The organism is Pontibacter sp. BAB1700, from assembly GCF_000277005.1.
In the GTDB taxonomy this organism is placed as follows: Bacteria; Bacteroidota; Bacteroidia; order Cytophagales; family Hymenobacteraceae; genus Pontibacter; species Pontibacter lucknowensis.
This window is the reverse complement of record NZ_AKIS01000097.1, coordinates 1-26568: the sequence shown is the minus strand read 5'-3', so window position 1 is coordinate 26568 and position 26568 is coordinate 1. Positions and strand designations below refer to the sequence as shown.

Annotated in this window: 24 protein-coding genes and 2 pseudogenes; 15 read left to right on the top strand and 11 right to left on the bottom strand. The window is 51.0% G+C overall.

Annotation, left to right across the window (positions count from 1 at the left end):
* Positions 1–847 precede the first annotated feature (847 nt).
* The 3 genes from O71_RS11950 to O71_RS11940 all read left to right on the top strand — a co-directional run bounded on the left by O71_RS11950 (position 848) and on the right by O71_RS11940 (position 6274).
* Entirely contained in the window at positions 848–3973 is a 3126-nt protein-coding gene (locus O71_RS11950; RefSeq protein ID WP_040574225.1) for a TonB-dependent receptor, read from the top strand.
* 18 nt (positions 3974–3991) lie between these two features.
* On the top strand, positions 3992–5572 hold the full coding sequence (locus O71_RS11945; protein WP_040574224.1) for a RagB/SusD family nutrient uptake outer membrane protein: 1581 nt from the start codon (positions 3992–3994) through the stop codon (positions 5570–5572).
* 93 nt (positions 5573–5665) lie between these two features.
* The gene (locus O71_RS11940; RefSeq protein WP_007657031.1) at positions 5666–6274 is read left to right on the top strand and encodes a ribonuclease HII; all 609 of its coding nucleotides are present in this window, start codon (positions 5666–5668) and stop codon (positions 6272–6274) included.
* Between the two features lie 14 nt (positions 6275–6288).
* On the opposite strand, the gene O71_RS11935 is transcribed toward O71_RS11940, so the two are convergent.
* The 3 genes from O71_RS11935 to O71_RS11925 form a co-directional block, all read right to left on the bottom strand.
* A complete protein-coding gene (locus O71_RS11935; protein WP_007657029.1) occupies positions 6289–6666 on the bottom strand; it encodes a response regulator in 378 nt (125 codons plus the stop codon).
* Positions 6667–6766: 100 nt separating this feature from the next.
* Positions 6767–7864 carry an ATP-binding protein gene (locus O71_RS11930; protein ID WP_007657028.1) on the bottom strand — a complete coding sequence of 366 codons (1098 nt, stop codon included), beginning with the start codon at positions 7862–7864 and terminating at the stop codon, positions 6767–6769.
* 37 nt (positions 7865–7901) lie between these two features.
* Positions 7902–8240 (bottom strand): CHASE3 domain-containing protein, encoded by a 339-nt coding sequence (locus O71_RS11925; RefSeq protein WP_007657026.1) that lies wholly within the window; start codon positions 8238–8240, stop codon positions 7902–7904.
* Between the two features lie 406 nt (positions 8241–8646).
* Here O71_RS11925 and gcvT point away from each other — a divergent pair.
* Together gcvT and O71_RS11915 are read left to right on the top strand one after the other, a co-directional pair.
* Positions 8647–9735, top strand: a pseudogene (gcvT, locus tag O71_RS11920) (glycine cleavage system aminomethyltransferase GcvT).
* 10 nt (positions 9736–9745) lie between these two features.
* On the top strand, positions 9746–10489 hold the full coding sequence (locus O71_RS11915) for a 2-phosphosulfolactate phosphatase (protein ID WP_007657024.1): 744 nt from the start codon (positions 9746–9748) through the stop codon (positions 10487–10489).
* Between the two features lie 148 nt (positions 10490–10637).
* Here the strand turns inward: O71_RS11915 and O71_RS11910 are convergent, their stop codons facing one another.
* The 3 genes from O71_RS11910 to O71_RS11900 form a co-directional block, all read right to left on the bottom strand.
* A complete protein-coding gene (locus O71_RS11910; RefSeq protein WP_007657023.1) occupies positions 10638–10964 on the bottom strand; it encodes a nucleotide pyrophosphohydrolase in 327 nt (108 codons plus the stop codon).
* A gap of 23 nt (positions 10965–10987) precedes the next feature.
* The gene (gene dtd / locus O71_RS11905; RefSeq protein ID WP_007657022.1) at positions 10988–11440 is read right to left on the bottom strand and encodes a D-aminoacyl-tRNA deacylase; all 453 of its coding nucleotides are present in this window, start codon (positions 11438–11440) and stop codon (positions 10988–10990) included.
* 67 nt (positions 11441–11507) lie between these two features.
* Entirely contained in the window at positions 11508–12158 is a 651-nt protein-coding gene (locus tag O71_RS11900; protein WP_040574223.1) for a hypothetical protein, read from the bottom strand.
* Between the two features lie 158 nt (positions 12159–12316).
* Here O71_RS11900 and O71_RS11895 point away from each other — a divergent pair, with 158 nt between their 5' ends.
* Entirely contained in the window at positions 12317–13198 is an 882-nt protein-coding gene (locus O71_RS11895; protein ID WP_007657020.1) for a RimK family alpha-L-glutamate ligase, read from the top strand.
* On the opposite strand, the gene O71_RS11890 is transcribed toward O71_RS11895, so the two are convergent.
* Positions 13195–14067, bottom strand: coding sequence for a universal stress protein (locus O71_RS11890; RefSeq protein WP_007657019.1), 873 nt, complete (start codon positions 14065–14067; stop codon positions 13195–13197). The genes O71_RS11895 and O71_RS11890 overlap by 4 nt on opposite strands.
* 172 nt (positions 14068–14239) lie before the next feature.
* Here O71_RS11890 and O71_RS11885 point away from each other — a divergent pair, with 172 nt between their 5' ends.
* Complete coding sequence (locus tag O71_RS11885; RefSeq protein ID WP_040574221.1) at positions 14240–15169, top strand: hypothetical protein; 930 nt, start codon at positions 14240–14242, stop codon at positions 15167–15169.
* 5 nt (positions 15170–15174) lie between these two features.
* Complete coding sequence (locus tag O71_RS11880; protein WP_040574220.1) at positions 15175–16824, top strand: PQQ-binding-like beta-propeller repeat protein; 1650 nt, start codon at positions 15175–15177, stop codon at positions 16822–16824.
* A 124-nt stretch (positions 16825–16948) separates the two neighbouring features.
* On the opposite strand, the gene corA is transcribed toward O71_RS11880, so the two are convergent.
* The 3 genes and pseudogenes from corA to O71_RS11865 all read right to left on the bottom strand — a co-directional run bounded on the left by corA (position 16949) and on the right by O71_RS11865 (position 19715).
* Entirely contained in the window at positions 16949–18076 is a 1128-nt protein-coding gene (gene corA / locus O71_RS11875) for a magnesium/cobalt transporter CorA (RefSeq protein ID WP_007657017.1), read from the bottom strand.
* Between the two features lie 57 nt (positions 18077–18133).
* Positions 18134–18734, bottom strand: a pseudogene (locus O71_RS11870) (YigZ family protein).
* A gap of 3 nt (positions 18735–18737) precedes the next feature.
* On the bottom strand, positions 18738–19715 hold the full coding sequence (locus tag O71_RS11865) for a hypothetical protein (RefSeq protein WP_007657009.1): 978 nt from the start codon (positions 19713–19715) through the stop codon (positions 18738–18740).
* 68 nt (positions 19716–19783) lie between these two features.
* Here O71_RS11865 and O71_RS11860 point away from each other — a divergent pair, with 68 nt between their 5' ends.
* The 5 genes from O71_RS11860 to O71_RS11845 all read left to right on the top strand — a co-directional run bounded on the left by O71_RS11860 (position 19784) and on the right by O71_RS11845 (position 23519).
* Positions 19784–20197, top strand: coding sequence for an FdtA/QdtA family cupin domain-containing protein (locus O71_RS11860; RefSeq protein ID WP_007657007.1), 414 nt, complete (start codon positions 19784–19786; stop codon positions 20195–20197).
* 11 nt (positions 20198–20208) lie between these two features.
* Positions 20209–20553: a DegT/DnrJ/EryC1/StrS family aminotransferase gene (locus O71_RS27275; RefSeq protein WP_007656992.1), complete on the top strand. Its 345-nt coding sequence runs from the start codon at positions 20209–20211 to the stop codon at positions 20551–20553.
* Positions 20517–21329, top strand: coding sequence for a DegT/DnrJ/EryC1/StrS aminotransferase family protein (locus tag O71_RS11855; RefSeq protein ID WP_007656991.1), 813 nt, complete (start codon positions 20517–20519; stop codon positions 21327–21329). Before O71_RS27275 ends, O71_RS11855 begins: the two co-directional genes overlap by 37 nt.
* A complete protein-coding gene (locus tag O71_RS11850) occupies positions 21322–22290 on the top strand; it encodes a glycosyltransferase (RefSeq protein WP_007656989.1) in 969 nt (322 codons plus the stop codon). The genes O71_RS11855 and O71_RS11850 overlap by 8 nt, the downstream gene beginning before the upstream one ends.
* Positions 22291–22541: 251 nt before the next feature.
* Entirely contained in the window at positions 22542–23519 is a 978-nt protein-coding gene (locus O71_RS11845) for an acyl-ACP desaturase (protein WP_007656986.1), read from the top strand.
* Between the two features lie 76 nt (positions 23520–23595).
* On the opposite strand, the gene O71_RS11840 is transcribed toward O71_RS11845, so the two are convergent.
* Positions 23596–23877: a DUF427 domain-containing protein gene (locus tag O71_RS11840; protein WP_007656983.1), complete on the bottom strand. Its 282-nt coding sequence runs from the start codon at positions 23875–23877 to the stop codon at positions 23596–23598.
* Between the two features lie 156 nt (positions 23878–24033).
* On the opposite strand from O71_RS11840, the gene O71_RS11835 reads away from it, so the two are divergent.
* Both O71_RS11835 and O71_RS11830 read left to right on the top strand, forming a co-directional pair.
* Positions 24034–25134 carry a VWA domain-containing protein gene (locus O71_RS11835; RefSeq protein WP_007656981.1) on the top strand — a complete coding sequence of 367 codons (1101 nt, stop codon included), beginning with the start codon at positions 24034–24036 and terminating at the stop codon, positions 25132–25134.
* A 56-nt stretch (positions 25135–25190) separates the two neighbouring features.
* The coding region (locus O71_RS11830; RefSeq protein WP_007656980.1) for a sigma 54-interacting transcriptional regulator at positions 25191–26568 on the top strand (1378 nt) is incomplete at its 3' end.

Sequence of the window (26568 nt, the reverse complement as noted above, 5' to 3'; positions counted from 1 at the left end):
ATTTTAATTGGCACTTGATTTATAGCATTTTAACTAAAAAACAATGTTGTAATATTGAGTTTCTGTTATTCATATATTTATATTTTTAATGTTGTAATGCAGCTGTTTGGCTATAATCTGAGGGAGAGTGATCAGGAAGCAGGGGAGAGAAGTGCGCTTAGAAGCGCTTTTCAAATTTTGTAGCTACGCTCCGCACCATGAAGTATGTGTCAAATGCTTCTGAGTAGGTTTGGGACTGCCAGTTGTGAAGTTATGCTGGCCGGAATCTGGCTGTATATAGAAAAGGATACCTATTGTGGTTCCAATTTGGGTTAGAGGTTGAAGAATTAAGGCTAAAGATGATTTGGGGTGCTGATAAAATGGTGTGTGTTATAACACTGAATAAGAATAACTTATGAGTATTGTGATTTGATGTGTATTAATTGTTTTGGTGATATGTTGAGGTTGTATTTCGAGGGAGTAGGTTGTAGTTGTGTGAAATTCAGTGTATTATATATAAATACGCCTATTCTGTGATGTTGATAATTTGTAATAACACAAGATGAAGGGTTAAATGGCTGAAAAAGACCTAGATAAGGTTGGAGAATTTTGAATAACAGTTTTGTATATATTGAAAAAATATTCTTAGTTTGGAGCATCCAAATAGTCTGTAAAGTTTGCTTAAGTACTAAACAAGCTTGATTTATTTCTGTTGAGAAGCTAAATACCGGCACACTTTTATGCAGCTTTTTTACCAGTTAATTAACGATACTCTACGTGTACAGGCCAGCATATGCGATATGCTGATTGTAAATCTTAAACCTTAAATCTTAACTACTATTTATCTTTCACCTCAATTAACAGACCAATGAAAAAACTACTACTATTGAGTTTTGCGCTGGTATTCGTCGTGCTTCAACAGGCATTGGCGCAGGGCAGAACTGTTACGGGTACTGTGACTGACCAGTCGACTGGCCAAGGCCTTCCTGGTGTAGCAGTGCTTGTAAAGGGCACTAGCTCCGGTACGGCTACCGGTGCTGACGGTACTTATTCTATTAATGTGCCGGCAGACGGCAACACGCTCGTTTTCCGCTTCCTCGGCTACAGAACAGTAGAGCGTCCTATTGGGACAGCCGCTACTATTAATGTGGCACTTGAAATCGACCAGAGACAACTGGATGAAGTTGTAGTGGTTGGTTACGGTACACAGCAGAAAAAAGACGTTACCAGCTCTATCGCGCAGGTAAAAGGTGAGACAATTGCCAACCTGGCAACGCCATCTTTTGACCAGCAGCTGGCAGGTCGTGCTTCTGGTGTACAGATCACGCAGCCTTCAGGTATCCTGGGTGCGCCTCCAAAGATCAACATCCGCGGTGTAAACTCAATCTCTTCCAACACGCAGCCACTTATCGTAATCGATGGTGTACCTGCTACGTCTGGTAACCTGGGTGGATTTACGCCTTCTAACGCACTTGCTGACATCAACCCGAACGATATCGAGTCTTTCGAGATCCTGAAGGATGGTGCTGCTACAGCGGTTTACGGTTCACGTGCCTCTAACGGTGTAATTCTTATTACTACCAAGCGTGGTAAGTCAGGCCAGGCTAAGTTCTCTTATGATGGCTGGGCAGGTTCTGCCAAGGCAATCGAACTGCATGACCTGCTGAACGCACGTGAGTTCGTTGAAATCACAAACGAGAAATATGCAAACCTTGGTCAGACTTCTCCAGCTGCGCTGGGTGATGCCGACACTGACTGGAACGAGGAAGTATTCCGTAGAGCTTTCCAGCACAGCCATGCATTCTCTGCAAGCGGTGGTACTGACAAAACAAACTACTACTTCTCACTTGGTTACTCAAACCAGGAAGGTATCGGACGTGCGAACAGCCTGGAGCGTTATTCAGTTCGCACAAACCTGCAGACGAAAGTAACCAGCTTCCTTGATTTCGGTTTACAGGCCGGTTTGACCAATCAGATCAACTCTGGTCCGCTTACTGGCTCTAACAACCTGTCTGGTAACATCTTCGGTGTAATCCGTATGCACCCTAACGTACCGGTATTTAACCCGGAACACCCAACTGGTTACAACATCGACTTCCAGGAGCCTAGAGCACTTGGCCGCGGACCGAACGCTGGTATCATCGCCAACGGTATTCCAAACATCCGTTTCGTGTTGGATAACAACGTACGTAGAGCTACTACTTACCGCGGTCTGGGTAACGTATTCCTGGATTTCAAACTGATTGACAACCTGCGCTTCAGAACACAGCTTGGTGCTGACTTGACACTGGTTGACGACTTCCTGTTCAACGACCCACGTCATGGTGACGGTCAGGGTTCTGGCGGTGTCGTTTCTCAGGCTTACTCTCCACTTAAGTCATGGAACTGGCAGAACATCCTGAGCTACAATAAGTCATTCAACGAGGTGCACAACCTGGATGCGACGTTAGTACAGGAATACAACAAAACAAGATCTAGCTTCTTCCAGGCACAGGGTACTGGTCTTTCTGACCGTTTCTTCAACGAAAACCTGGTATCTGGTGCCTTTGCTAACCAGTTTGCCTTCGGTGGTATCGGTGAGAATGGTCTTGCCTCTTACCTGGGCCGTTTCAACTATAACTATGCCAGCAAGTACTATATCGGTGCTTCTATGCGTGCTGACGGTCTTTCTAAGCTATCAGAAGATAACCGTTGGGGTTACTTCCCTGGCGTGTCTGCTGCCTGGAGAATCTCTGAAGAAGAATTCTTCAAGAACTCTTCTGCACTTAGCGTTATCTCTGACCTGAGACTGCGTGGTAGCTTTGCTGAAGTAGGAAACATCGGTATCCAAGGTAACTATCCTTATTTGGGTTCATTCGGTGCTGCTCAATACGGTACTTTCAACGGTATTGCCTTCAGCAACACTGGTAACCCTGACCTGCGTTGGGAAGCACAGAAGATCACCGACTTCGGTATCGACCTGGGCTTGTTCGACGGACGTCTGAATGTTGAATTGGCTTACTGGATGAAGAACAACTCTGACATCGTTCTTCAGGCTCCAACTCCTCCATCACTGGGTGTGCCTAACAACTATATCACGCGTAACATCGGCCGCGTTGATAACAACGGTATCGAAATTGGTATCTCTGGTACAATAATCGACAAGTCTAACTTCAGCTGGAACTCTAACTTCAACTTCTCTACACAGAATAACGAAGTGAAGTCACTGGTTGACGGTCAGGACATCGTGTACGAATACACGATCCACCGCGAAGGTGAGTCTATCAACTCTATCTACGGTTACCAGTACGAAGGTGTGAACACTGCAAACGGTAACCCAATCTACCGCAAAGGTGATGGCTCACTGGTACAGGGTAACATCTCTGGCAACGGTGGTTCTGCTGGTGTATACTACGGTTATGACCCGGCTAACCCAAGCGCACTGGGTGCACAGTCTTCTCTGTCATCTGCTGACAAAGTGATCCTAGGCAACACACTTCCTAAGTGGTTCGGTGGTTTTGATAACAACTTCAAACTGGGCAACTTCGATGCAAACGTGTTCCTGCGTTTCTCTGGTGGCAACAAGATCATGAACCGTACGCGTCAGGACCTTTTGACAATGGCGTTTGAGAACAACGGTCGTGAGATCCTTGGCAGATGGCAGTCTCCTGAAAACCCAGGTGACGGACAGACTCCAAGACTGGCTGCTGGTGCTAACTACGGTAACTTCATCAACACAAACGGTGAGTCTTCTTCACGTTTCGTTGAGAGCGGCGACTTCCTGAAAGTGAGCAACCTGTCATTGGGTTACACACTGCCTAAGGCACTGTCTGAGCGCATCAGCGTTGACCGTCTGAGAATCTATGCTCAGGTACAGAACGCTTTCGTAATCTCTGATTACACAGGTCTTGATCCAGAAACTTACACTAACCTGAACAACAACAACCTTGGTGTAGACTGGAACGGTCAGCCACAGCAGCGTGTGTTCACAGTTGGTTTAAATCTTGGCTTCTAATTTCTTAATTCCCTTAAAATGAAAAATAGATCATTCATCAAAAATAAACTGAAGTTAGCGTTGCTCGCCCCTGCGGTGTGCTTCTCCCTGATGCTGACTTCGTGCGAGAAAGACGTAGTGGAGCTAGATCCATTTGACCGTCTGACTGAAGCAAGTGCCTTTACAACCCCTGAGCGTGTAGAGTTGGCTGTAGCCGGTGTGTATGACGCTGCTCAAAGTGGTTTCTATGCTGGTGGCGCTGTGCGTGGCTATCCGTTCGGTGCGGCTCACATAGAGCAAGGCGATAACCGTGGTGAGGACATGCTGAACCTGGAGGCGTTCTACGCCATCACGTACGGCTCTACTTACAATGCGGCTTCTGCTAACAACGTGTACCACTTCGAAACACTCTACTCAGTAATCAACAAGGCAAACATTGTGATTGAGGGTGTTGAGAAAGCAGTAGCAGACGGTCTGATTACAGCGGAAGTAGGCAATGCCTACAGCGCTGAGGCTCGCTTCCTGCGTGCACTTTCTAACCACGAACTACTGATTCACTTCGCGCGTCCTTACAACCACACAGCTGATGCTTCTCACCCTGGAGTTCCGATCAGAACAATTCCGGTGAACACACCAGCTCGTGTTGAGGAAGCAAGACAGCAGGGCCGTGACTCTGTAAGAGATGGTTATGCTGCTATCCTGGCGGACCTTGACTATGCTGAGACTAACCTGCCTGAAACTCGTGCAGCCGGAGGTAAAATCTCAAGAGCTACAAAAGGTGCTGCTATTGCGATGAAGTCTCGCGTTAAACTGCACATGCGTGACTGGCAAGGTGTAGTGACAGAGGGTAACAAACTGATCTCAGGTACTGAGTCTTTCACAAGCCCTATCGGTGGTTACGCTTTGACTGCTTCTGCTGATGGTCCTTGGGCCAACAACTCTGGCAACTCTGAGTCGATCTTCTCTTTCATGAACACGGCTAATGATAACGCCAGTGTGAACGGTTCATTGGGTCAGATGTACAACGCCCTTCCTGGAGGTCGTGCGCTGGTTGCGATCAGCCCACTTATCTGGAACGCCGAATTCTGGCCAGCAGATGACGACCGTCGTGATATCACAACGACTACTGCACGTGCTATCTTTAGCAGAAAGTACAGAGATGCTGGTACACAGTCTGACTGGTCGCCAATCATCCGTTATGCGGAAGTACTGCTGAACGTAGCAGAGGCTGAGTCCAGACTTGGTAACAATGACAGAGGACTTGCACTTCTGAACGCGGTTCGTGGCCGTTCTACAGACCAGACTTACTCTGGCCTGTCTGGCAACGCCCTGACACAGGCGATCGTGAACGAGCGTCGTATCGAGTTCCTGGCGGAAGGTATGCGCTGGAAAGACATCCACCGTCTGGCAAAAGAAGGTGTGTTCGGTCCGGCTGGTATACCTGCTAAGGTAGCCTCTACTTCTAACCACATCCCGCAATACAATGCAGGAAGCGGTACGATGCCAGCTACTACTATACCGTTCATTCCTTACGAAGACTTCCGTTTCATCTGGCCAATTCCGGTTTCTGAAGTTGCATCTAACCCTGTGTTAGCTGCGCAGCAGAACCCTGGGTACTAAGCCATACGGATAGTATAGATTTAAAAAGCCCTGTCAGCGCAAGCTGGCAGGGCTTTTTGTTTTATTTTTGTCATTCAGATTTCTCTTGATGCTATGGCACTTCTACCTAACTACAGTGGCTATACCTTGGAGGCCGGTATAGACGAGGCCGGCCGCGGCTGTTTGGCAGGCCCTGTGGTGGCCGCTGCTGTTATACTGCCACCAGACTATAGCCATGCCCTATTGAACGATTCAAAGCAGCTCAGCCACAAGCAGAGGCTGCAGCTGCGGGTCGACATCGTGCGTGATGCGGTAGCCTGGGCGATTGGTGAGGCAAGCCCTGCGGAGATTGACCAGATCAACATTCTGCAGGCCACCTACCTGGCCATGCACCGGGCCATTGAGGGGCTGGCTCTGGAGCCGGAGTACCTTATTGTGGACGGTAACAGGTTTAAGGCATACGGTGCACTGCGCCATACCTGTGTGGTAAAGGGGGATGGGAGATATCTGTCTATAGCAGCAGCCTCAGTGCTGGCCAAAACACACCGCGACGAGCTCATGTGCACACTGGCAAAGGAGCACAGCCATTATGGCTGGGAGCGCAATGCAGGCTACCCGACGAAGGAGCACCGTACTAGTATTGCGCAGTTTGGGGCTACGCAGTACCATCGGCAATCCTTTAGGTTGCTGTCAGAAGAGCAATTGATGCTGTTTCCTAAATAAGAGTAACAGGACCTCTATTTAAGTTTGATAAGGTCGAGAAACAGGGTGAAGTTATCGAGCGATGAGGGGCTGGCTTCGAAGTTTTCAAAGCTCATCGGCTTAACGATATAACCTGACACATTGAGCCGCTGAGCAGCCATACGATCCGTTTCTTCGTTCGAAGTGGTCATGATGAACACCGGGATGTGGCTGAATTCCGGCTCACGGCGCAGCTCGGTCAAAAACTCCAGACCGTTCATGCGGGGCATGTTGATATCAAGCAGAATCACGCTAGGGGCGGGCGATATTTTGGGCACACCACTTCCGCGCAGTATATCAAGCGCCTCACGGCCATTGCGAGCCACATGGATCGGGTGCGTAATGCCTATTTTTTTTAAGTTCACGTTCCACATTCATAATATCCAGGTAGTCATCTTCTACTAAAAGGATATTAACTTCTTTATTTATCATAGCGCTTGTCGAAATTCAATGATCAAAATTAATATAAATCTTTCAATTACGCCTGGTTTTTAGGCCAGGTAAAACTGAAAGTAGCCCTTGGCCGGGGCTGGAGGCCACCCAGATGTTCCCTCCGTGTCGCTCTACGATCTTTTTTACTATAGCCAGTCCCACACCTGTACTTTCGACCGCGTCACGTTCCTGCAGTGTCTGGAAGATCACAAATATGCGCTCGTGGTACTCTGGGGCTATACCTGGACCATCGTCTGAAACCGAGAAGGTATAAAAGTTTTCTGCCTCCTGGCAAGTGATGTCGATATGCCCATCCTCCCGGTCATGGTACTTGATCGCATTGGAGATCAGGTTAAGAAAAACCTGATGCAAATGCACCCGCTCTGTGTATATTTCCGGCATTCCGGGACCGATGTTTATGGTAAACCCATTGGGTGCCGAAGCCATATCCGTAACCTCTGTTAAGAGTTGCCGGACATCCACCACTTCCTGCACGTAGCTGTTCCGGTCAACACGGGCAAGTGCCAGTATGCCGTTGATCAGGTTTTCCATGCGGTGTACCCGCACACGCATCATCAGCAGGTACTCTTTAATGTTATCAGGCAGATTCTGCCCCATGTCTTCTTCTACCCACCGCGAGGCAACCTCTATACCCCTTAAGGGCGCCTTCAGGTCATGCGACACCACATAGGCAAACTGGTCCAGCTCTTTGTTCTTGCGATCAAGCTCCGAAAAGGTCTCGTCAATCGTGGCTGACATCCTGTTCAGGGAGTGAGACAGCTGGCTGAGTTCGTCCTTGGAAGTATCTATGATCTGGGTCTGGTAATCTCCTTTTGAGATCTTCTCGGCCAGTGTCACCATTTTCATGATACGGTTAGAGATGATCCGGGTGATGTACCATGCCCACCCGAGACCCAGTAACACCGATAATATGGTAAGAACGGTGGATACTTGCCTTGTAGTATTGATACTGGTGTTCAGCCGGTCATTTCTTTCCCCACGCAGAGTATACTCATGCGAGTTGAACACGCGGAAGTCACTTCGGATGGTGTCCATCAATACTTTTTCGCCCAGCACCAGTGTATCGAGTTTCATGTCGAAGGCCCGTGTGGAGACTTCCAGTGTGTCGCTTCTTTTCATCTCGATAAGCGGCTCTGCATATTGCGTTATCCAGTCATCATGCGTCCTGATGATTTTTATCCAGTTTCTGCTTCTGGCTCTCAGAAGCGGTATAATTCCGTACATCTTCCCGAAGCCTGGTCAGTAGTCTTTTCGCTTCGTGATAAGGCTCCAGAAATACTTCGTTCCCGTTGAGCAGGTAGCCGCGCAAACCCGATTCCATGTCGATGATGTTGCGTTGCAGCGAAGCAGAGTTTCGGACCACGATCTGAGAGCGTGTTACCCAGCGCATGTTTTCGATCACATCCTCCGACAACCTGAAGTTTACGATAGCAACAGTGGTGAAAAGCAGTGAAATCAGGACAAACCCGATAAACAGCTTGGTTGATAGCTTCATGGACTATTATCTGATTAGCGCCAGACTGAGCTTTTGGTTAGACAGATGATATCCTGCTAAATTAGCAAAAATGGAGCGAAGCAAAATAAAGCGCCAGGCAAAACGGGTGGTCAGGCTTGGCACAGGCAGATTAAAATCAGGCACACTTGTCCTGCGTGCGAAGGTGAAATAAGAAGTAGATGGCATGTTCCTTTTGGCTAAAAAAGTGACGGCTTGGTTTACGTGCCGGATCAGACAAGGTTATGCACATACGGATGTGGAAAAACGGTTGCAGGCGATCAGTGACAGGTAGGTTTCCTGATTAATAGCTTTTGGGCTATATAAATCCTGTTCCTACATAAAATTTCGGAAGCGGTTTTATTTTACTTAATTTTGGGCATCTACTTTATTAGCAATCAAATCTGATATGGAACTGAAGAAAATAGCTTTGAATGATGTGCACGAGTCGCTGGGTGCGAAGATGGTGCCTTTTGCAGGGTTATAACATGCCTGTGCGTTACTCGTCTGATCTGGAAGAGCACAACACTGTGCGCAATGGCGTAGGTATATTCGACGTGTCGCACATGGGCGAATTCCTGGTTAAAGGCCCCGAGGCACTTGACCTGATCCAGCGCATCACTTCAAACGACGCTTCTAAACTGACCCCGGGCAAGATCCAGTACTCTTGCTTCCCGAACGAGGATGGCGGCATCGTGGACGACCTGCTGGTGTACTGCATGGCCGAGAACGAGTACATGCTGGTGGTGAACGCCTCTAACATCGAGAAGGACTGGGCCTGGGTGAGCAAGTACAATACCAAGGGCGCGGAGCTTGAGAACATTTCAGATGAGATGTCGCTGTTTGCCGTGCAGGGACCCAAGACAGTAGAGGCACTGCAATCGCTTACGTCTGTAGACTTGGGCAGCATGGTATACTATACCTTTGAGAAAGGTGAATTTGCCGGTGTGCCCGATGTTATACTCTCTGCCACAGGCTATACTGGCTCTGGTGGATTTGAGATTTATGTAAAGAATGAGGATGCCGAGAAGGTGTTCCATGCGATCATGGAAGCTGGTAAAGAGCAGGGCATCAAGCCGATTGGTCTGGGCGCCGCGACACGCTGCGCCTCGAGATGGGCTTCTGCCTCTACGGCAACGACATAAACGACACGACTTCGCCATTAGAGGCTGGTCTGGGCTGGATCACCAAGTTTGACAAGGAATTTGTAAATTCAGAAAACCTGAAGGAGCAGAAAGCGGCCGGTGTCAGCAAAAAGCTGGTGGGTTTTGAGATGCTGGAGAAAGCTATACCTAGAGCGCATTACGAGATCGTGAACGCAGAGGGCGAGCAGATCGGTGAAGTAACCTCAGGTACCATGTCGCCATCATTGGGCAAAGGCATAGGGATGGGTTATGTGCAGACCGAGTACAGCAAGCCAGGCACTGAGGTATTCGTTCGCGTTCGCAACAAGGACATGAAAGGCCAGATCGTAAAGCTACCATTTGTAAAGAAATAACAATTAAACAATGCCGAGTATAGATGTGTGCTACAGCCCGGAGCTGTTGCACTTGTACGAACTGGAGGGGAAGGCAGTGGTGGCTGTGGATATTCTGCGTGCTACCTCTACGATGGTAACGGCCTTTGCACATGGCGCCACTGATATTATACCTGTGATGCAGCTCGAGGAGTGCCGTGCTTATGCCGAGCAAGGCTGCCTGACGGCAGCGGAGCGAAATGGCATCAAAGCCGAAGGCTTTGACCTGGGTAACTCGCCTTTTGCTTACATGAATGGGCAAGTGAAGGACCGAACCGTGGCCATTACGACTACAAACGGCACCCGTGCCATCCGCATGTCAGAAGCAGCGCAGGAAATCATAGTAGGGGCTTTCCTGAACCTGGAGGCTGTGGCGCAGCACCTGCGCGAACTGCAGTTGGATGTGCTGGTGGTATGTGCCGGCTGGAAAGGCAAGTTCAACCTCGAAGACACACTGTATGCCGGAGCCCTTGCCGAGCGCCTGCAGGGTGAGTTTGAGTTTGAGAACGACGCCACACTGGCTTCGCTATACCTGTACCACGCCGCTAAGGATGATATGGTCACGTTCCTGCGTCAGTCCTCTCACGTGCGCCGCCTCGAAAATCTCGAGATCCACAAGGACATCGAATTCTGCCTCCAGCACGACACCTACAACGTGTTGCCGGTATGGAAAAGGGATAGGTTGGTAAACCTGAAAGAGTTTGAGAGTTTAGGAGTTGGGGAGTTTAAGAGTTAGAGAGTTTAAGAAATCAGAAGTACTCTATCCGGAAAATTAAAATCCATAAAAACAGAGCAGAAACCATCTTAATGGGGTACCTGCTCTGTTTTTATTTTAACTCTTTCCTTTATCACTCTTAAACTCCCCAACTCTCTAACTCCTAAACTTACTTCAGTTTCTCGTTCTGCTTGTGTCTTTCGCTATCGCGGGATGTTTTCTTCTCCAGGTTTTTGCGGAGGGCTTCGGTGAGGTCGATGCCTGTCTGGTTGGCGATGCAGATGAGCACAAAAAGCACGTCAGCCAGTTCGTCGGAAAGCTGCTTGCCTTCATCGCTTTTCTTAAAAGACTGCTCGCCGTACTGCCGTGACATGATGCGGGCTACTTCACCTACCTCTTCTGTAAGGATAGCCATATTGGTCAGTTCGTTGAAATAGCGAACACCGTTTTCCTTGATCCAGTTGTCAACGATGGTTTGGGCTTCTGCGATGGTCATAAAGCGTTCTCTGTAGATTTAAATTATTCCCGGTTTTTGGAGTCGATTGTGATGGTAACCGGACCGTCGTTGAGCAGGGTTACTTTCATGTCGGCACCGAACTCGCCGGTCTGTACTTTTTTACCCAAAGCCTCTTCAAGCATTACTACAAATCGCTCGTACAGAGGTATAGCTACTGCAGGAGGAGCGGCCTGGATGTAAGAGGGGCGGTTGCCTTTTTTGGTGAGCGCATAGAGGGTAAACTGGCTGATCACAAGCAGGTCGCCCTGCACATCCTGCACACTCAGATTCATTTTGTCATCGGTGTCGCTGAAGATGCGAAGCTGCACCACCTTGTTGGCAATCCATTTCAGATCTTCTTCGGTGTCGTCGTTGGTGAAACCTGCCAGCAGCAGCAGACCAAGGCCAATTTCGCCTTTTACCTGATTGTCGATGGTAACGGAAGCTTGGGTAACGCGTTGGATGACGATGCGCATGGGGTATACCTTTGGTTCAGCATCAAAGGTAAGGTTTCTGAATCACTTATGCCCTGGGCGGTTTTTGTTAATCAACATAGGCCTCATACCTGATCCGGTTCACTTTGCCGTTTTTCAGGAAGAAGCGCAGCGAGATAGGAGCACCCTCCACGGAGGTAGCTACAATTTCGGAATTAGTCTGCAGGATGCGCACGTCGAAGTTTTTGAGCTTGGTCATCAGCTCCGGCTGGCTCATACCTACCTTCATGTTGTTGCGCAGGGCAATGCCCGCATTGCGGATGTCGGCTACCTGCAGCAGCAGGTCACCGGTTTGAGTAGGGGCGTAGAGCTCGATCACCGATTCGCCAAAGCGGATGGTATAGATCGTGTCCGTAATGGCCGGACGGTGTATGTTCTCCACCGGGTCGGCATCGAGTGTGAAGTCGGTGCTGATGCGGGCGAAGTAGGCGTCCAGCTTCTTGCTCTGGCGGTAGTCCGACAGAAATGGGTTGCCCAGAAAATCAATCGTAGCCGCGGGTCCGCCCGTGGACCGTCTGGCCAGCATGGTGTCGGGCTCTATGTGCTGCGGGTTCCGCTCCTGTGGTTCGTCCGAGTGCTCGTCGTGCGTGCCTTCAGTGCTGCAGGCACCCGCCGTGGTCGTGATCAGCAACAGCAGAACCAGCAGGCGTACAGAGAGGCTGTACCTGTGTCGTAGGCTGAGGCTGATAAGATGTAACATGGTGTAGATTAAAAAGCGGGCATGCAAATTATACTTTACATACGAGAACTGACGTTCTTAAAGTTTTCACTAATTGGAAATTTATTCTGTAGCTTCTGCGGGCTAGAAAGTATAATTTTGCGCAAATATCATTATTTATGTCATTACAACAAATAGCTTTGGTCACTTGTCAGAGCTTAGGCGATTATACTGCCAATGCCGATAGCGAAGATGAGCGTCTGTACCGTTATTTAGCCGAAAAAGGCCATAAAATTTCTTTTCAGGTATGGGATGATGAGCAGGTGGACTGGACCGCTTTCGACGCCATTATCATCAAATCGCCCTGGGATTACTTCGATAAAATAAACGCCTTCTATACCTGGCTTGATAAGCTGGAAGCAATGGGTTGCCCGGTACTCAACCCCGTGAGGACACTGCGATGGAACGCAGACAAACAGTACTTTAAAGATATGCAGGCGCAAGGTGTTAAGATTGTGCCAACCGTATGGCTGGAGCAGGGTAGTACCTTCGATGCAGACAGCGTCTTCACTGCGATCGGGCGTGACAAAATCATTGTGAAGCCGCGGGTAAGCGGTGCCGCCAAGAACACCCTGGCCATTAGCAGAGAAGAGGTTGGCGCTTACACGGATCGTGTCAATGCCCTGCTACAGCATGAGCCATTCCTGGCACAGCCCTTTCTTGAGGAGATCAGAACACAGGGTGAGTGGTCCTTCCTTTTCTTTAACGGCAGGTATAGCCATGCCGTGCTCAAAACAGCCAAGTCAGGTGACTTCCGGGTACAGCACTTCTTCGGTGGCAGCGTGCATACGCCAACGCCCCCGGCAGGTATGCTGCAAACCGCCACCACCATCGTGGAGCAGTTTGCACAAGACTGCCTGTACGCCCGCGTAGACGGAGTGGAGCTGAACGGCGAACTCGTGCTGATGGAACTCGAACTGATCGAGCCTTTCCTGTTTCTGAGTACCAGCGAAGGTGCTTTGGATCGCTACTACCAGGCCTTACAGCAATTGCTGGAGCAACCTGTGGAGGGTAAAGCCTAAACCCTGCTGTGGAATACCAGCACTGGCAGGGGCGCATGCAGCACCATCTTTTTGGCCAGACTGGGGTTAAACAGCGACTCAAACGTACTGCGCTCCTGTGTGGTGAGGGCAAGCAGGTCGATGCTTTCGCTGCGGGCAAAGTCCTGCAGGGATTGTGCTACATCGTCGCCTTCGAGTAGGGCATAGCGGATGTCACTTTCAGGGGCTTGTTGCAGGTTTTGCTGCAGTTGCAGCAACTTTTCGCGGTCTTCTTCCGGATCGTCTGAAATGTGCACACAGTAGATCATGGGCTGCAGGTGGCTGAACAACTGCCGGATGCGGTCCATGTCGCTAACATCTGTCTTGCCGAAGTTTGTGGCGTAGAGGATACGGCTGGGTATAGCGCCCTCATAGTGGTTGGGTATTGTCAGGATGGGTACATTGGTTTCCTCCATCACCTTGGTGGACACTGTGCCGAATACAGCACGGCCAATGCTGGACTCGCCTTTCGTGCTCATCACCACCAGTGCGGGCCGGAAGCGTTCTGCCTGTTCCAGTATTTCTTCTTCCGGAAGACCGTGTATAAAAGCCCGCTCCATTTGCAGGTTGCTACCCAGGCTGCGCACTTTCGGGAGTAGCTCCTGGTACAGTTCTTCAAGCTGTTCCTGTGCCTCCAGTTCATTACGATGCAACACGCGTTCTGCAATTTGATCAGATGGGCTGAGACCAGCGGCGCTGGCAGGTACGGGATCGCCATCGGCCAGGTAATCCTGGAAGCAGTGCAGCAACAGGAGCTTAGCTCCAGGCACGCCGGCGGCAAGCTGCAGAGCGTAGTGGCAGGCTTTGGTAGAGCCCTCCGAAAAATCAACGGGTATAAGAATGCGATACATAGATGGCTGTGATGGGTTGGCCCATATATACGCACGCGCTGGTACCGGGTATACCTGCCATGGCCAAAATTGGATAAATCTGGATGTTTTATGTAAGGAATAGCACTGTAGCAGTTTGACTCGGGTGATTTCTAATTTTTTCGGTTAATTTGTAACCTCATACACCTTCGCTATGCCGCAACGCATTGTCTTTTACTTCATCGCATTTGTAGTGCTGGCCTCTCTGGTCTATTATGGCTTTAGCAGGTGGCAGGACTCCCGACTGAAGGTGGACCTTTGGACGCTGGTACCTGAGACGGCGGCTTTTGTGGTGGAGACAAACAACCACAGCGAGTTGAGAGAGCACCTGGAGGAAACCGCACTATGGGAAAGTTTCTCGCTGCTTCCGGTAACGCAGCGCTTTCAGGAGAATATGGCCATGCTCGACAGTGTGGCCCCCGGCAACCAGCGCCTCGATCGTTTCCTGGACAAAAAGAACATACTCACCTCGATCCATGTGCTGGGTAAAACTGATGTAGAATTTGTGTACTACATACCGGTCGTGTCAGTGGGAGAGCACCGCTTTCTGCGCACACTCACCGAAAATATTGTCAAGAGTCCGGCATTTACGGAGCAGAGCAGAGAGTACCAGGGCATGCTCCTGACCGACGTGACCAACACGCAGCTAGGCACCAGCTTCACCTACTTTTCTTATCACAATAACATCATTCTGAGTGCCTCGCCGGTGCTGGTAGAGGAGATCGTGCGCCGCATCAACCGGGGAAAGCTTACTTCCATCGCAGCTGATTATAAAAAGGTGAATTACCTGAGCCAGGCTGATGTGTATGCCAACGTGTTTGTGAACTACCGTGCCCTGCCTGACCTGCTGGGACTCTTTGTGCAGGAAGACCTCATGCCGCAGGTGCGCTACCTGAGCAGCTTTTGCCGCAATGCCATGCTGGAGCTCAAGCTCGACCGGAACAAGCTTTTCCTGAACGGTTTCTCAAATCCCGAGACACTCGAAGGCTCTTTTCAAGCGCAACTCCATCCTTCCAAACCGCGCCCGCTCGAAATCAAGCTGCTGCTGCCAACCCGCACGGCCATGCTGATGCACTTTGGGTAGGGGAGGTGGCGCGTCTGCGCGATGGCAAAGCTCCCAAAGATGCGTATAGCCCCACCATCGATAGTCTGGCCCGGTCCTTCAATCAGGAGATCGCACTGGCTTACATGGAGTCATACAACATGAACACGAGTCCCGACAAAATGGTCATTGCCCGCATGGAAAGCAGCGGCAAAACCGGGGCTCGCCTTCAGGCATTGGCACAACAGCTAAGCAAAGCCCAAAGCGAGAAGATCTATACCGAGCAGTACGGCAACTATACCTTACAACTGCTGGACTTGGAAGAACTGCCCGCCCGCCTGTTTGGCAGCCTGTTCTCCGGCTTTGAACAGAGCTACGTGCTGCAGCTCGACAATTACATGATCTTTTCACCGGATATCGCCAGCCTGCGTGCGCTTATCGACGACATCAATGCAGGTGAGGTATGGGGACGCTCGGTGGCACAAAAGTCTTTTCTGGAGGAAACACTGCAGGAAGGTAACTTCAGTCTGTACCTGAACACTGTGAATGCCTGGTATATCCTGAACCGCTATGTGCAGGAGGAGAATCGCGAGGATCTGCTGCAGAACTCCAGCCTGATCAGGCGCTTTAACCAGGTTAGTGTACAGTTTGCCCGCGCCGAAAACCAGTACTATACCAGTGTGCTGTTCAGAAGGCAGGAGCGCAACACCGATGGTGGACAAGAAGGCTTTGAAGAAGAGCTGACCATCCCATTTGCCAGTCGCCTGATATCCCCGCCTTATCCGATTCAGAACGCCATAGATCGCAGTCGCGAAGTGGTGGTGCAGGACTCTATGCAGGTGCTGCACAATATTACCGCCACCGGCAGCCGCGGCTGGACCGACTCCTTGCAAACTCAGGTGCGGGGCGCCCTGCAGCAGGTAGAGCTCGGCAACGACAAGCGGCTGCGCTACGTGTTCGCGACTGCCAACCGCATACAGGCCATCGACAACCTGGGACGTAACCTGGAGCACTTCCCTTTTAACGTAGGCGACACGCTCCGCCTGCAGCGCCTGGCCGTGTTCGATTTCGAGAAAAACCGTGATTACCGCTTTCTGGTGGATGATGCCCTGGGCAACCTGTACATGTTCGACACACGCGGTAACGCTATACCTGGCTGGCAGCCCCGCCGCATGGACTACCGTCTGGCCGCTACCCCGCAGCATGTGCGGGTTGGAGGTCGCGATGTCATCCTGGTGTTGCTAGAAAACGGCTATGTGTACGCCCTGAACACCAAAGGCGAAACCTACCCGGGCTTCCCCTTCAGTTTGCGGGTGCCGATCACTTCGGAAGGCGTCATTCGGGCAGGTGCTGACCTGCGTCGCTCTGTGGTAACGGTGGTGACGCGCTATGGTGAGGTGGTGGAGTTTAACCTGCAGGGACAGGTGGTGAAACGGGAGCAGTTGCCGCGCCCGAGCAAGAGTGCCATGTTCGACCTCGTGCCCGATGCCAGCGGCCGCTCTTATATCATTGTGCGGCAGGATCAGGGAAAAGTAGCCGCCTTCGACCAGGACCTGGAGGAGCTATTTGAGAAACGCTATGTGACCTCAACCCCGAAGATCGTGCAGTACTTCAACTTCGGGGGGGCAATCAGATATACGCCATCACCGAAACCGGCCCGCAGAAAACATACCTATACGGTCCGGATGCCCGCCTGATAGGGGGCAGGTCGCTGGAAAGCAACCAAGCCGTGAGCATCCATTACAATGAGGTGGGCAACAACTACTCTGTGTACAAAGTGTTCCGCAACGAACTGCAGAAGCTCAATTTTAAGCTGCCTAACTAGAAGCTCTTAAACCAGCCTTTCTTATAAAACAGGTATAGCTGTACCAGCACCAGCGTGGTCATCAGCATCATCAAAATTGGATAACTGTAGGGCTGGTATAGCTCGGGCATGCTCCATCGGAACACTTCGCCTGTTTCAGGGTCTTCTCGCGAGAAATTCATACCATATACCCCGGCGATAAAGCTCAGCGGGATAAAGATACTGGAGATGATGGTGAGCACTTTCATGATCTCATTCATGCGGTTGCTCACTGTGGACATGTAGAGCTCCACCAAACTCGTCGACATTTCCTTGTGGCTGTCGATCAGGTCGATCAGCTGGATGGTGTGATCGTAAGCATCGCGGAAGTATACCTTCAGGTTGTCAGGTATAATGTCCTCGTCCATGCGCAGTAGTTCATTCATTTTATCGCGCTCCGGCCAGGCGATACGGCGCAACTTGATCAGTTCGTTTTTCAGATCGAGGATCTCCCGCAGGGTCTGCTTCGAAGGCTTATCCAGGATCTTCTGCTCCAACTCCTCAATGTAAGTGCCGATGGCTCCCATTACCGGGAAGTAGTAATCGAGCACCACGTCCAGGATGGCATATACCACATACATCGGCGGTCGCTGCCGGATAATGCCTTTGCCAACCCGGATACGCTCACGAAGCGGATCAAGACAATCGTCGTAGTCACTCTGCAGGGTAAGCACATAATTAGGACCTGAGAAAACCGACAGCTGCACATCGTCCAGGGTATGGTACTCTTCCTTCCAGCGCAGCATGCGGGTGATGATGAAGAGACGGTCGTCAAGTTCGTCTACCTTCGGGCGCTGGTAGTCATTGATCACGTCCTCCATCTGCAGCGAGTGTATACCGAAGTCCTGCTTGAGCAACTCCAGCATAGTCAGGTCGGCATAGCCCCGGATGTCGATCCAATGTGTGGCGTTGGGTTGGGACTGTACCTGCTGCAACAGTTCGGCATAAGAAACGAATTCCTGCTCTTTGAATAGCTGCTCGTTAAACGACATCAGAAAGTAGCGTGGGGCGTGCGACTCAGTAGGTATAAAGAGCGTACCCGGGCTGATGCCGAGCTTACGGTCAAGTATTTTATGTCTGGAGCGGTGTCGTTTTTTCTTAGCCATAGGGTTGTCAGGGTGTACTGCAGCTGTACAAGTTAATAAAAATAAGGTTTTGCTCTGCTACTCCACTACCTCTACAGTAACTCCGTCTATACCTTCCAGCTTTCCGCTTACCTCTTCCTGCAGCTTCCTGCGCACCTCCAGCGTCATGCGGCAGTCGAGTTCAAATTGCTGGTCTTTCACGCCGAGTTCGTATTCTTTCACCAGACTCATCACGTCGTTCATCTGGGGGTAGGCAAAGTGTACCTGCAGCAACGTCGTTTCGTGCTTTTCAATGATCGTAGCGTTGCTGAGTGCTTCTGCAGTGGAGGTCTTGTAGGCGGTGATGAGCCACTGACGCCTAGTTTAGTGCCTCCGAAGTAGCGCACCACTACTACGAGCACATTGCTCAGGTCAAAGGAGCGGATCTGGCCCAGGATGGGTCGCCGGCGGAGTGATTGGGCTCGCCGTCGTCGTTGGCGCGGTAGCGGCTCTTGTCGGCGCCCAGGCTGTAGGCATAGCAGTGATGGCGGGCATCGTAATACTGTTTGCGCAGGTCGGTTAAGACCTCTTTTACTTCCTCTTCCGAGTATACGGGGTAGGCTAAGGCGATAAACTTGCTGCCTTTCTCTTTGTAGAGGCCTTCGGAGGGGGACTCGATGGTACGGTAGGTATCTTCCATAAATTAAAACAGATTGGCGGCTAATTCCTGATACGAAAGCAGCACCAGGGCCAGCACTGCCAGTGACAGACCGACGAGGTTGATCGCACTCAGCCGCTCCCCGAATATCATTACAGCTCCCAGTGCCCCCGCCATGATGATGCCCATGTTATTGACGGGGTAGAGGAAAGCACCATCGTTGCCAAAGGCTGAGAGGGCCATGATCAGGAAAAAGATAGAGAAATAGTTGGGCACACCCAAGGCTATACCTGCCCAAATGCTCTTAGCCCTGAATGAGGTACTGCCAGTGAAAAGTTGGTAGAGCAGCACCACCAAACCGAGTACGGCGGAGGCCGTGAAGGTCAGCATCGTAAACTGGCTGGCTTCATGGGCCTGGAGGTGATACTCGTTTACGTAGTTGATAAGCGAATCTGCAAAGCCACTGCTCAGGAAAATGATGAACGGCAGCGCGAAACTGAGCAATCGAGCAGTGGGTTTTCCGCCCTCGGAGCCGGGGCGTACAGATGAAAGCACAATCGCCACCAGCGCCAGGCCCATGCCCACGTAGTTGATCACCGAATATTCCTTCACGCTGTTTTGCAGTACCAGCAGGCTAAACAGCACCGGAATGACCAGCGAGATTTTAGCTGCCACGGAGGTAGCAGTTACGCCCACTTTTTGGGTAGAGAGTGCAATCAGGTAGAAAGCCCCGATAAAAATAGCACCGAGCACCAGCGCATGCAGCGCCCAGGGCTTCTGAAACACACCCGCCTGCAGCACATCAGTACCTCCCGGAAAGGCCAGCCCAACCAGGATACAGACAACGTAATTGACAACGATGGCCTGAAACGTATGTACATTGAAGCGCTGGTAAAGCTTGAAGATAAACACGAGCGAAACGCCCGATAGCACACTCAGGATCAGGTATAGCATAGGTATAGCATCAAGGGCCTGCAGCAGGACCTGATTTGCAAAAGTAACAGAAGCGCCAGCAAGCGCCAAGCCATGCCCCTTTTATAGGCACATTAACCGAAAATGTTTTAATTTGTGGCTGCACTAAATTTTTCCATTTGTCTGCCACGCCATACCTGATCCACTTAACCGAAACCGGTAACCAAGAGATAGGCTTTATAGCCTCTACACAGCTGGCTCAAAACATACCTTTTGAGATCAAACGGGTGTTCTGGACTTACGGTACTCCGGCAGGTGTGCTGCGCGGGCAGCATGCCAACAAAGCCACCGAAGAGGTGCTGGTAGCCGTGACGGGAAGCATTACCGTTGAGACAGACAATGGTCGCAGTAAGGAGACCTTCGTACTGGACAATCCGGCAATAGGGCTGTACCTGCCGGCCATGTGCTGGACTGACCTGCATTTTGCTCCGGGCACCATAGCGGTCTGCCTGACTTCCACCGATTTCGAAGATTCCGACTACATCCGCGACTACGCCACGTTTAAGCGCCTGGCCGCACACCTGGCCCTGTAAAAGCTATACCTATGTCTACAACCCAGGTCCCATACTTCGTCTTCCGTGACTACCCTGCAGGTATAAACCAGCAGGTGGAGGAGGCGCTGTTGGGTGCCTTACGTGCTCAGCAGTACATTTTGGGCGAAGCGGTGGAGCAATTCGAGGGTGAGTTTGCGAAGTACGTGCAGGCAGGTATGACCATCGGCGTGGGCAATGGCTACGATGCTTTGGTGGTGGCTCTGAAAGCGGCAGGTATAGGCGCAGGCGACGAAGTGATTGTGCCGGCTAACACCTTCATTGCAACTGTGAATGCCGTAGTGTGGGTAGCGCTATACCTGTGCTGGCCGAACCCGACCGCCATACCTGCAACCTGACTGCTGCTGTGGCCGCTACTCACATAACACCCCGCACCAAAGCCATTATACCTGTGCACCTGTATGGGCAAGCCTGCGAGATGACGGGGTTTTTGGAGTTAGCCGAACAACACCACCTGGTCCTGATCGAAGACTTTGCCCAGGCACAGGGCGCAAGCTACAAAGGCCGTCCGGTCGGTAGCTTCGGCCGTGTCAGTGCCACCAGTTTTTATCCCACCAAAAACCTGGGAGCGTTGGGTGACGGTGGGGCAGTAGTTACTTCCGATCCTGAGCTGGCAGCCTATGCCCGCATGTACCGCAACTACGGACAGCAACAGAAATACCACAACCAAATCATAGGTGTCAACTCCCGCCTCGACACACTGCAGGCGGCCGTGCTGCGCACCAAGCTGCACCACCTCGATGCACTGAACAGCAAGCGGCAACGACTGGCGCAGGTATACCTGACGGCCTTGCAAGGTATAGGCGACCTGGTGCTGCCTGTCACAGCGCCGGGCTGTACGCACGTTTACCACATCTTCAACATCTGCACCAGGCAGCGCGATGCTTTGCAGCTATACCTGTCTGCGCAAGGTATACAGACGGCCATACATTACCCGGTTCCCGTGCATTTGCAGGAGGCCTATACCTGGCTGGGGTATAGCAAAGGAAGCTTTCCGGTGGCTGAAGAACTGGCCGCAACAAGCCTGAGTCTGCCGCTTTTTCCCGGTATGACGGAGGCGGAGCAGGAAGCAGTTATCACGTCTATACACACTTTCTTTGAGCGCCATGACTGATGCTACTTCACTGCCGCTGGTATCGGTCATCTGCCTGTGCTACAACCACGAGCGCTTCATTGCCGAGGCGCTGGACTCAGTGCTGGCCCAGACCTACCCCAACCTGGAGATCATCATCATGGACGATTGCAGCACCGACAACAGTGTGGCCATCATCCAGGAATATGTCCGGCAATATCCGCAGCTCACTTTCATGAGCACCGGCACGAATCAGGGCAACACGAGGGCCTTCAACATGGCCTGGCGGGCCTCCAAAGGCGACTACATCATCGACTTTGCCACCGACGATGTGATACTGCCCGAGCGGGTAGCGCAGCAGGTGGCGGCATTCGAAAAGCTGGACGATAGTTATGGGGTTGTTTACTCGGATGCAGAGTATATTGACGACAATGGCAGGCATGTTAAGTTTCACTGCCAGCGCAACAAGGCTGGTGAGGTAATTTCCTTCGCACCGTCCGGCGACATCTTTGAGCACCTGCTGAGCCGCTATTTTATCTGTCCGCCAACCATGATGATGAAGCGGCAGGTATTTGAAGACCTGCAGGGCTATGACGAAGCGCTGGCCTATGAAGACTTTGACTTCTGGGTGCGCTCTTCCCGCAGGTACAAGTACTTCTTTCTGGATGCCATCACAACGAGGCGCCGCTTGCACGCCCATTCGCTTTCGAAGCAATTGTATAAGCCGGGTGACAGGCAGCTGAACTCTACCGTGCTTGTCTGCGAGAAAGCGGCTAAACTGGTGCAAAATTCTGAAGAGCGTCAGGCACTGAGCCGCCGCCTGCAGTACGAGGCACGCCATGCTTACCTGACCGGTCACTACCGGCAGGCGGAGCAGTTTTTGGACCTCCTGCGGCAGCATGCCGGACTAGGACCGGTTTATCACACCATTCATTTCCTTAGTAAACTTAAAGTAGACCTTCGCTTCATCAGAGCGCTGTATCAGAAGCTTTTAAATCGCTGAAATTGCACTCTGTCAGGGACTTACTACATATTGGGGGTGAAAATGAAAACCGTTTTGTCTTTCTACGTAAGTATTAATTATCCCAAGCGTGTTTTGTGGTTTGTGCAACTGAAGAGCTGGCAGGTTAGAGTCTAAACACGCTTCCGAGTCCGATTTCCTTTTTTAGCAGTGCATGAACTTAATATGACGCTGCGGATTACTATTTTAGTATAAATGCCTATATTTGAAATTCAATCGCCTAAAACAACACCATGATTACAGCCATTGCCTCCCGTGTAGAAGTCATGAAATGGATGGAAGACTTTGTCCAGGAAAAGATGACAGAGTTTCTCAAGTCTGTTGAAGACAGCTGGCAGCCCGCTGACTTGCTGCCTGACGCCCGTATGGAAAATTTCTTTGAAGAGATAAAAAACCTGCAGGAGCGTGCCCGTGACCTGAGTTATGACCTGCTGGCCGTGCTGGTAGGAGATACCATTACGGAAGAAGCACTTCCAACTTATGAAAGCTGGCTGATGTCTATCAAGGATGTGCCAAGCAACGAGGATAGCCCCTGGATGAAGTGGAACCGCGCCTGGACTGCCGAAGAAAACCGTCACGGTGACCTGCTGAATAAGTACCTGTACCTGACCGGTCGCATCAACATGCGTGAAATGGAGGCCTCCACGCAGTACCTGATCGCCGATGGTTTTGACCTTCAGACAGACAATGACCCTTACCGTGCCTTTGTCTATACCTCATTCCAGGAAACAGCAACCAACCTGTCGCACCGCCGCGTAGCCCAGATTGCCAAGAAACAGGGCGATGGCATGCTGGCAAAGCTTTGCGGCTATGTTGCTTCTGACGAGGCCCGTCACGCCAAAGCGTACAAGGCTTTTGTAGGCAAAATATTTGAAGCCGATCCGAACGAGATGATGCTGGCCTTTGAAGACATGATGCGCAAGAAGATTGTAATGCCTGCACACTACATGCGTGAACTGGGTGTGGACATGGGCAAAACTTTCGGTCACTTTACCGATGCCGCCCAGCGCATCAATGTATACACGGCGCTTGACTATACCGATATTCTGAAAGACCTCGTGAAAGAGTGGAAGCTTGAAACAGTGACTGGTCTGAACGACGCCGGCGAGCGCGCCCGCGATTATCTGATCGCCTTGCCAGATCGTCTGCGCAGAGTAGCTGAGCGTATGAGATCGCCACAACTGGAGTATAAGTTCCGCTGGATCGATTAATCCGGTGTGTTAAAATTATAAAAAGAGCGGGGCCTGTCAGAAAACTGACAGGCCCCGCTCTTTTTATAAACTTTCGTTAGTCCTTCAGTTCCACCGCATCAGTAAAGGCAATGTAGCTTCTTACTTCTTCTGCCTTCTTCTCGGGGTTCGGGTAAGTCCAGGCTGCATCCAGCTTCACCTCTCCATTTACTTTCACATGGTAAAAGGATGCCTCGCCCATGCCTTCCTGCGTAGTGTGCGTTCTGCTTTCTTCCAGATACTGGTGGTTTACTTCATTTGATGGGAAATAATGGTTGCCGCCTACTTTAACAGTTCGTTCGCTTTCCGCTATTACGATATCGTTGAATATTGCTTTCATTGTGATAGAGTTTAGTTAGTTTCTGTATATAAGGTACTACAGCTTAGGGCTTATTGTTTCCATACCTGTGTTTGAGCTGAATTGTACGTATAAGAACCGGTGTGCAAGAACATTCGGCTGCGTAGCGTTGTTAGAGTATAAATCAGGAGAGAGCATATGAGTATAGGGTATAGATTTGCAGAGTACATACCACCGCAGGATGATAAGCAGGGCTTCGAGTCGCTGCTCAAAATCTTTTTGCAACTGGTGATGATCACTTCCGGCGATGTGGCCGAGGCGCTGTCGTGGCTTAGTTCGCTGGATAAGCAGTACGGCCTGACGGGCGATGATTACGGCATTGGCGACTTTATCGAGGACCTCAAAAAGAAGGGCTACATCGACGAAAACCCACAAGAGGAGGGTGTGCTGAAATTGACGGCCAAAAGTGAGCAGAACATTCGTAAGAGTGCGCTGGAGGAAATTTTTGGCAAGTTGAAGAAAGGTGGCAAAGGCAGCCATGCCACACCGCAGACAGGTATAGGCGACGAGACCAGTACCGACCGCCGTGAGTATCGCTTTGGCGATGCGCTGGAGCAGATTTCCATGACGGACTCGATCCGAAATGCCCAGATCAACCACGGCCTTTCTGACTTTCGGCTGACTGAGCAGGACCTCGAGATTACCGAGACGGAGCACAAAACACAATCGTCCACAGTGCTGATGATCGACATTTCGCACTCCATGATCCTGTATGGCGAGGACCGCATTACCCCAGCTAAGAAGGTTGCCATGGCGCTTGCCGAACTCGTGAAGCAGAAGTACCCGAAAGACACGCTGGATGTGATCGTGTTCGGCAACGACGCCTGGCAGATCGAGATCAAGGATTTGCCTTACCTGGAAGTGGGGCCGTACCATACCAATACCGTGGCCGGGCTCGAGTTGGCGATGGATATCCTGCGTAAGCGTAAGACGCCGAACAAGCAGATCTTCATGATCACGGACGGCAAACCGACCTGCCTGAAAGAAGGGGTGCATTACTACAAAAACAGTTTCGGCCTGGATCGCAAAGTGGTGAACAAGACGCTGAACCTCGCCGCCCAATGCCGCCGCATCAAAATCCCGATCACTACCTTCATGATCGCATCGGACCCATACCTGCAGCAGTTCGTAGACGAGTTTACGAAAGTAAATAATGGCCAGGCTTACTACAGTTCGCTGAAAGGCTTAGGACACCTGGTGTTCCGGGACTATGGCCGCAACCGAAAGAAGAGTTTTTAGCATATAACGATTCATCTTAGCAGTTAATATTTCAACAGCCATTCAACCAAAAAAGAATGCAATACAAAGACATACCAGCAGAGAACTTACTTAAGATAAAAACGCTCGGGCAGCTACGTGCCGCCGGGTACGAACCGCAAACCGTAAAGAAGGAGCTGCGCCATAACCTGATCCGCAAACTGCAGCGCAAAGAGGAAGTATTTCCAGGTATCTGGGGCTACGAAGAGACTGTTTTGCCGGATTTACAACGGGCTATCCTGTCGATGCACCACATTAACCTGCTGGGCTTGCGTGGGCAGGCCAAGACCCGGATCGCCCGCCTGATGGTAGACTTGCTGGACGAGTACATACCTGTAGTGCAGGGGGCCGAACTAAACGATGATCCGCTGCAACCGCTCTCTCGTTTTGCCAAAGACCTGGTGCACGAGCACGGCGATGACACGCCCATCAGTTGGATGCACCGCTCTGACAGGTATACCGAGAAGCTGGCCACTCCCGACGTATCGGTAGCTGACCTGATCGGTGATGCAGATCCTATCAAAGCTGCTACGCTCAAGTTGCCTTACTCTGATGAGCGGGTGATTCATTTCGGGTTGATTCCACGGTCTCACCGCGGCATCTTTGTAATTAACGAACTGCCCGATCTGCAGGCCCGCATCCAGGTGGCCTTGTTCAACATTCTGCAGGAGGGCGATATTCAGATACGTGGTTTCAAAGTACGTCTGCCGCTCGATATCCAGTTTGTGTTCACGGCCAACCCTGAGGATTACACCAACCGTGGCTCCATTGTGACGCCGCTTAAAGACCGTATCGACTCCCAGATAATCACGCACTATCCGAAGTCCATCGAGATTGGTAAGAAGATCACACGGCAGGAAGCGCATATCAAAGAGGAGCAGGAACAGCTGGTGACCACCAACGACATCATCAGCGACCTGATAGAGCAGGTGGCCTTTGAGGCCCGCGAGAGTGAGTACGTCGATGCCAAGAGTGGCGTGTCGGCTCGTCTGACGATATCGGCTTTTGAAAATTTGCTGAGTGCTGCTGAGCGCCGGGCCTTGCTGAACGGCGAAAGCAAAACCTATGTGCGCTTGTCAGACTTCCTGAACACCATACCTGCCGTAACGGGCAAAGTAGAGCTGGTATACGAAGGCGAGCAGGAAGGCGCAGGGCATGTAGCGCAGGTGCTTATGGGCAAAGCTATCCGCACGCAGTTCCTCCAATACTTTCCCGACCCCGACAAGGCTAAGAAGTCAAAGGAAGGAAATCCGTACAAGAAAATAACCGATTGGTTTGGCGACGGCAACACAGTGGATATCCTGAATGATGCGCCTGCCTCGGAATACAAGAAAGCTTTGCAGGCTATACCTGGCCTGAGCGAACTGGTAGAGAAATACCGCTCGGATGCAAAAGGAGACGAGAAACTTTTTATGA

Bases quoted from the DNA above. Each gene is read 5' to 3' on its own strand.
- O71_RS11890 (WP_007657019.1), bottom strand. From the start codon at position 14,067: ATGTATCGCATTCTTATACCCGTTGATTTTTCGGAGGGCTCTACCAAA.
- O71_RS11900 (WP_040574223.1), bottom strand. From the start codon at position 12,158: ATGTTACATCTTATCAGCCTCAGCCTACGACACAGGTACAGCCTCTCT.
- O71_RS11840 (WP_007656983.1), bottom strand. From the start codon at position 23,877: ATGAAAGCAATATTCAACGATATCGTAATAGCGGAAAGCGAACGAACT.
- O71_RS27275 (WP_007656992.1), top strand. From the start codon at position 20,209: ATGTCTACAACCCAGGTCCCATACTTCGTCTTCCGTGACTACCCTGCA.
- O71_RS11925 (WP_007657026.1), bottom strand. From the start codon at position 8,240: ATGAAGCTATCAACCAAGCTGTTTATCGGGTTTGTCCTGATTTCACTG.
- O71_RS11930 (WP_007657028.1), bottom strand. From the start codon at position 7,864: ATGAAAAGAAGCGACACACTGGAAGTCTCCACACGGGCCTTCGACATG.
- O71_RS11915 (WP_007657024.1), top strand. From the start codon at position 9,746: ATGCCGAGTATAGATGTGTGCTACAGCCCGGAGCTGTTGCACTTGTAC.
- O71_RS11885 (WP_040574221.1), top strand. From the start codon at position 14,240: ATGCCGCAACGCATTGTCTTTTACTTCATCGCATTTGTAGTGCTGGCC.
- corA (WP_007657017.1), bottom strand. From the start codon at position 18,076: ATGGCTAAGAAAAAACGACACCGCTCCAGACATAAAATACTTGACCGT.
- O71_RS11935 (WP_007657029.1), bottom strand. From the start codon at position 6,666: ATGTGGAACGTGAACTTAAAAAAAATAGGCATTACGCACCCGATCCAT.
- O71_RS11835 (WP_007656981.1), top strand. From the start codon at position 24,034: ATGAGTATAGGGTATAGATTTGCAGAGTACATACCACCGCAGGATGAT.
- O71_RS11845 (WP_007656986.1), top strand. From the start codon at position 22,542: ATGATTACAGCCATTGCCTCCCGTGTAGAAGTCATGAAATGGATGGAA.
- dtd (WP_007657022.1), bottom strand. From the start codon at position 11,440: ATGCGCATCGTCATCCAACGCGTTACCCAAGCTTCCGTTACCATCGAC.
- O71_RS11950 (WP_040574225.1), top strand. From the start codon at position 848: ATGAAAAAACTACTACTATTGAGTTTTGCGCTGGTATTCGTCGTGCTT.
- O71_RS11945 (WP_040574224.1), top strand. From the start codon at position 3,992: ATGAAAAATAGATCATTCATCAAAAATAAACTGAAGTTAGCGTTGCTC.
- O71_RS11910 (WP_007657023.1), bottom strand. From the start codon at position 10,964: ATGACCATCGCAGAAGCCCAAACCATCGTTGACAACTGGATCAAGGAA.
- O71_RS11940 (WP_007657031.1), top strand. From the start codon at position 5,666: ATGGCACTTCTACCTAACTACAGTGGCTATACCTTGGAGGCCGGTATA.
- O71_RS11850 (WP_007656989.1), top strand. From the start codon at position 21,322: ATGACTGATGCTACTTCACTGCCGCTGGTATCGGTCATCTGCCTGTGC.